This window comes from Acetobacter sp. AN02, assembly GCF_029759835.1.
GTDB lineage: Bacteria > Pseudomonadota > Alphaproteobacteria > Acetobacterales > Acetobacteraceae > Acetobacter.
The window spans coordinates 1-5088 of record NZ_JAJJND010000126.1; the positions used below are offsets into that span (position 1 = coordinate 1).

Sequence of the window (5088 nt, forward strand, 5' to 3'; positions counted from 1 at the left end):
AAACAGGAGACATACACAATCAGGCCGGGTCAATTGCTCATGAAAATCCCGGGTCAGTTCTCAACGAAAATCAACAAACCGGATCCTTGTTGGTCTCTTTCGGGGCTTTGCTCATCGTCGATTGGTCCTCTCCCAGTTTGGCTCGGGATTGGCTCAAAAATCAACGATTCTCAGATAAATCTGCTACAAGCTATTGAAAAGCTTGGCGTCCCGTACGGGATTCGAACCCGTGTTGCCGCCGTGAAAGGGCAGGGACAAATAGGCAATTTCAGGCAGATGGGTGCAATTATGCACAACTTCAGGCAACACCAAAACGGCATGAAACAGCCCCGCGCAACTGTTTAAAGGTCCCACTGGACCACAACGGTTTTCCTGCACTTAGCGTCCGCTTCATGCCTTGGTCGACAGGGCCGCCATCATCTGCTGCGCACAAAATAGACCATAAATTTGAAGGAAACAGGATCATGTATGAAAACCGCGAAATGCGCGAAGAGATTCGGGCCGGAATGAAAGGCCGCATCCGTTTTAACGCCGGCACGGATGCGATCGAAGTCATCGTAGGGGAAGATCATGAAGTGCCCAGATGGCAACCGATCAACCGGCACACGATGGTTCAATACCTGCCTCCACTGGTCATAGAACGTCTATGGGACATGTTCGCCGATGCTGCCGGGAGCGCCTATTATGCCGATGATCGTCTGGCGGGCGTAAAATTTCTTGGCGTGCATCGGGTCGCAGAGTTCATTGAGCAGGAAGCATGCTTCCAGATAGAGGAAGACAATGCGCCACCGCTTTCCCTCCCTTCGCAGAAGGCTGTCAGTGTTGAGAGCTTTCTGTCCGGGAAAATGAAAACGACACTGGCAGAAATCGCAAAGAATGTGATTGACCCTCCCTCAGAAAAAGATCTTGCAGAAATCCTCAAAAATGCAGGATGGGAGTCACGAAGGACCGCCACCGGGCGCTTCTGGGTGAAAACCAGGGGGTGAATAGCCGACATCGGATACGCCCGTCCGGCTTGGAGGGGCGTATCCGATGAGAGGAAGGCCCTGATACGCCGGACCAACACTGGGCGATTGCGCTTCCTGGGGACGAGCCATAACCTGCTGCCATGACTCGAAATCCCGTTGAGAAGCCCATCCTGCGTAAGTCCCGTGCCTCAGCGAAAGTCGGCACGACCGTCACGAAAGACAATCTGAAGGCGCTTGGTGCGGACCGACTTGCGGACTTGCTCTTCGAACTGGCAGGGCAGGACACCGCACTGACCCGCAAGCTTCGCATGGCGCTGACGGCGGTTCACGTGAAGGATAAACTCGGCAAGGAGATCGAAAAGAGACTGCGCACGATCCAGCGTTCCCGTGGGTTTCTGCCTTGGGACCGGATCCGTCCTCTGGCTGCTGAACTTGATACCTTGCGGCAATCCATCCTGGGTGACGTTGCCTCTGCCGATGTCGGGCAGGCCATTTCAACCATGAGGCTGCTTGTGGAGATTGCCCCATCCGTCTACGAGCGCTCGGACGACAGTTCCGGATACCTGTCGGACGTCTTCCGGGAGGCCGCTTCTGATCTTGGCGTTCTCTGGGGACGACAGGCCAACCGGGATCCCGCCATCGTTGTCACAGACCTTCTCACGCTGCTTGATGATGACGGGTATGGCACCTGTGATCGTCTGCTCGCCGCGTGCGGCACGGCATTGGGCGAAACGGGCGCAGCCATGCTCAGAACTATGCTTCTGGCACGACTGCGCGACCTGCCTGCATCAAAGGGGAAGGGGGATTATCATACCGACATCGCGCGTATGCAGGTGATCAGGCACCTGCGGGATCTTGCCGATGCCATGGACGACGTCGATGCATATAGTGAGGCTGTCAGCCTGAGTGACCGCCAGTATGCCTATACCGGCGACGTCGCACGCCGCTTGCTGGACAAGGGGCGCGCCCGGGAGGCACTTGACTGGCTCGACCGGGAAACTGAAGAGAACTCTCACTTTTACAAGGAAAACGACGATCTGCGGATTGAAGCATACGAGGCAGTTGGAGACCGAGACAAAGCTCAGGCTCTGCGATGGAACGTTTTTCGGGAACGCCTGAGCCTGCCGCACTGGAAAGCCTATCAGCGTCATCTCAGTGATTATGATGCGATCGACGCCGAAGAGCAGGCGCTCGATCACATCCGGAATTTTCCGAATAGAAGCGCAGCCCTGTCTACTCTTCTGGAATGGCCAGCGCTCGACGATGCTGCCCGTCTCGTGCGGGATCACACAGCGGAACTGGACGGACGGGATTACGGGACGCTGCGTCCGGCAGCGGAACGTCTATCTGAATCTTATCCCAACGAAGCGACACTGCTTTACCGCCTGCTGGTCGAGGCCGTGCTGGACAGGGCGCTTTCCCGTTACTACGCCTATGCCGCAAAGGATCTTGCGTCCTGTCTGCGACTTGCACCCATGTTGACCATGGCTGAAGGCATGGAATCCCATGAAATGTTCATGACCCGGCTGAAAACCGCACATAAGCGCAAACTGGGGTTCTGGTCATTGATCGCTGTGCCCTGAGAGCAGGTTTGGGGGAAAATGGTCTGGCCAGTATGGCGAGCGAATTCCATTGCTACCCGGCAAGAGTTTGGATATACTATCGGCATATCCCAAGTGGAGGTTGCGATGCTCACCCGCACGACGCTCTTTCTGTCCAATCGTTCCCAGGCCGTGCGTCTTCCCAAAGCGGTTGCATTTGACGTCAGCCTGAAAGACGTCGTGATCATTCCGGACGGTGCGCGTCGTATAATCGCGCCTGCGAATGCCGCATGGGACGATTTCTTTGCCGCGCCGGGCACGCCACTGCCTGAGCGTGATCAGCCGAGGATGCAGGAACGCGAAAGCTTCTGATGCTTCGTTATCTTCTGGATACAAATTTTTGCATCCGAGTCCTACGTGATCGTCCGCAAGGCTTGCGCGAGCGTTTCAATGATAACGCCGAGGCGCTCTGCATCTCGGATGTCGTGCTTTACGAACTTCTCTATGGAGCCGAAAAATCTCACGATCCGGCAAAGATTCGACGTGAGGTTGAGCATTTTGCCGCACGTCTGTCTGTTTTGCCGTTTGATGATGACGCCGCAGCCCATACAGCGGAAATCAGGGCAGAGCTGGAAAAGCGTGGCTGTGTCATCGGCCCATACGATTTGATGATTGCCGGGCACGCTCGAAGCAGGGGGCTTGTCGTTGTGACTGGAAACTTACGAGAATTTACGAGGGTAGATGGGGTGCGATCTGAGGATTGGACGGCCGGTTAGGGGGTAAGAGGTGCTTCTGCCTCATGTCAGACGTAACAGGAATTGCTGGAGTTTTCTGAAAGCAAGCATATATCGAGATGATAATATACGCATGGAAATGCGCATAAACATGTGCTATGTTTCAGTTCTCATGTAAATAGGATCAAAGCTATGGTTCGCGTGCATTCTACCACCCCGTCACGTCGTCCCACTAATGTGACGTTACCTGCTCAGTTACTCGAAGAAGCCAAATCGCTTGATCTCAATATATCGCAGGCCTGCGAACAGGGGTTGAAGTCAGCGATCGCTTCGGTCCGTGCTCAGCAATGGCTCGCAGAAAATCGCTCCTCCCTTGAAGCATCCCGACAGTATGTCGAAAAGAATGGTCTTCCTCTGGCGGATTATCGGAACTTCTGAATGGCCCGTTTTGATGTGTATTGTTTGGCCGGACGAGGTGAAGCGCGTTTCGTTTTAGATGTGCAGGCAGACCTGCTGGACGAGTTGGGCACCCGCATCGTGGTGCCGCTTTTGTCACAGAAAGTGGCACCCAAACCGGCAAAGAGACTGAATCCGGTTTTTGTAGTCGATGACCAGTCGTTCGTTATGATGACACAGTTTATGGCTGCTGTATCTGACCGTGATCTGAAAAAAGTCGTGACGTCATTGTCTCTTTATCAGGATGAAATCACTCAGGCTATTGATCTGCTGTTAACTGGTTTCTGAGAGACGGCTTTAGTCGGCTTCCGCCTCATGCCAGTCATAGCGGGTGGTTGAAGCGTTTCCCGATAGCGGACACGGCTTGGAACAGTGACACCGGGTAATGATTGCACAGGACGGTCTATACGCATAGACTGCGTATGGGAGAACAACGATGACCGCATTCCGCACCGCCTATGACACGGCCGCTCCGCGCCGCGCGATCAACCTGTCGCTTAACACGGATCTGGTTGCCCAAGTGCGCAGCCTGACCCCCAACGTCTCGGCGACGGTCGAGGAATTGCTGGCATCCTATGTCGACAAGGTTCGCTCGCAACGTGCGGATGAGGAAAGACAGCTCGACAGCGTGCTGGATGCCGTCAATGCGCTTCACGGCGTCCACGGTTTCCTGAGCGACGAGTTCTCGACCCTCTAACCGATGCCGCAGTTCGCCATTTATACAAACCCCGGTCGCAACCGGGACATTCTGTTCGTGGTTCAAGTGCAAAGCAGCCGTCTTGACCGTAGCGTGGGGCGGGTTGTCCTGCCACTGGTCCGACGATCGCCTAATGCGCCGCCAGATCATCCATTAACCCCACATCTAACTGTGGATGGGCATGACGTTTTTGCCAACCCGTTCGACCTGGCGACGGTGCCAGCGAGCAAACTTGGGCCCGTGTTGGGCGTGATTCCCGAACGCTATCAGGATGCGCTTTTGCGAGCAATCGATGAACTCATCAGTACAGCCTGACAGCACCGCTTTGCCCCCATGGCCGTCCGTCTGTTTCTTGAGGATGGAGCAGACAGGCGGCAGTCGCCTCTTCTCGGACGTCAATGTGCAGCCGCGGGCTTCTCCGAAGCGGACATGGCTCAAAGCTTGCACGATTGGTAACCGTCAATCCCGGGGCGGTTCAGTCCTTTGAGCCTAAAATGACGGGGGCCTGTGCAGCAAGTGGCAGAGGTGACTCCCATTTTTCGGACAGGTGTCTAAGCTATAATCCGACCTGAGAGAGGACGGGTTTTATGGGTAATACCAACCGTTGATTGCTATAACCTATGCGCCCAATTGCGCAGTCCGATTGACATGATGCGCCAAGGTTGTTCGACGATCTGGTTCCGGGCATGGCA

Annotated in this window: 9 protein-coding genes; all 9 read left to right on the forward strand. The window is 55.1% G+C overall.

Features of this window, described 5'->3' with window-relative positions:
- Positions 1-345: hypothetical protein (locus LOC54_RS11195; RefSeq protein WP_279313884.1), on the forward strand; the 345-nt coding region annotated here is incomplete at its 5' end.
- A 119-nt stretch (positions 346-464) separates the two neighbouring features.
- Positions 465-986 (forward strand): hypothetical protein, encoded by a 522-nt coding sequence (locus LOC54_RS11200; protein WP_279313885.1) that lies wholly within the window; start codon positions 465-467, stop codon positions 984-986.
- 122 nt (positions 987-1108) lie between these two features.
- A complete protein-coding gene (locus LOC54_RS11205; protein ID WP_279313886.1) occupies positions 1109-2551 on the forward strand; it encodes a DUF6880 family protein in 1443 nt (480 codons plus the stop codon).
- 105 nt (positions 2552-2656) lie between these two features.
- Positions 2657-2881 carry a type II toxin-antitoxin system VapB family antitoxin gene (gene vapB / locus LOC54_RS11210; protein WP_025829388.1) on the forward strand — a complete coding sequence of 75 codons (225 nt, stop codon included), beginning with the start codon at positions 2657-2659 and terminating at the stop codon, positions 2879-2881.
- On the forward strand, positions 2881-3285 hold the full coding sequence (vapC, locus tag LOC54_RS11215) for a tRNA(fMet)-specific endonuclease VapC (protein WP_173583886.1): 405 nt from the start codon (positions 2881-2883) through the stop codon (positions 3283-3285). The genes vapB and vapC overlap by 1 nt, the downstream gene beginning before the upstream one ends.
- Positions 3286-3435: 150 nt before the next feature.
- A complete protein-coding gene (locus LOC54_RS11220; RefSeq protein WP_228124448.1) occupies positions 3436-3681 on the forward strand; it encodes a type II toxin-antitoxin system CcdA family antitoxin in 246 nt (81 codons plus the stop codon).
- Positions 3682-3987 carry a CcdB family protein gene (locus tag LOC54_RS11225; RefSeq protein ID WP_045543259.1) on the forward strand — a complete coding sequence of 102 codons (306 nt, stop codon included), beginning with the start codon at positions 3682-3684 and terminating at the stop codon, positions 3985-3987.
- Between the two features lie 148 nt (positions 3988-4135).
- Positions 4136-4396 carry a type II toxin-antitoxin system CcdA family antitoxin gene (locus LOC54_RS11230; protein ID WP_279313887.1) on the forward strand — a complete coding sequence of 87 codons (261 nt, stop codon included), beginning with the start codon at positions 4136-4138 and terminating at the stop codon, positions 4394-4396.
- Positions 4397-4399: 3 nt separating this feature from the next.
- Positions 4400-4711, forward strand: coding sequence for a CcdB family protein (locus tag LOC54_RS11235; RefSeq protein ID WP_279313888.1), 312 nt, complete (start codon positions 4400-4402; stop codon positions 4709-4711).
- Positions 4712-5088: the final 377 nt, after the last annotated feature.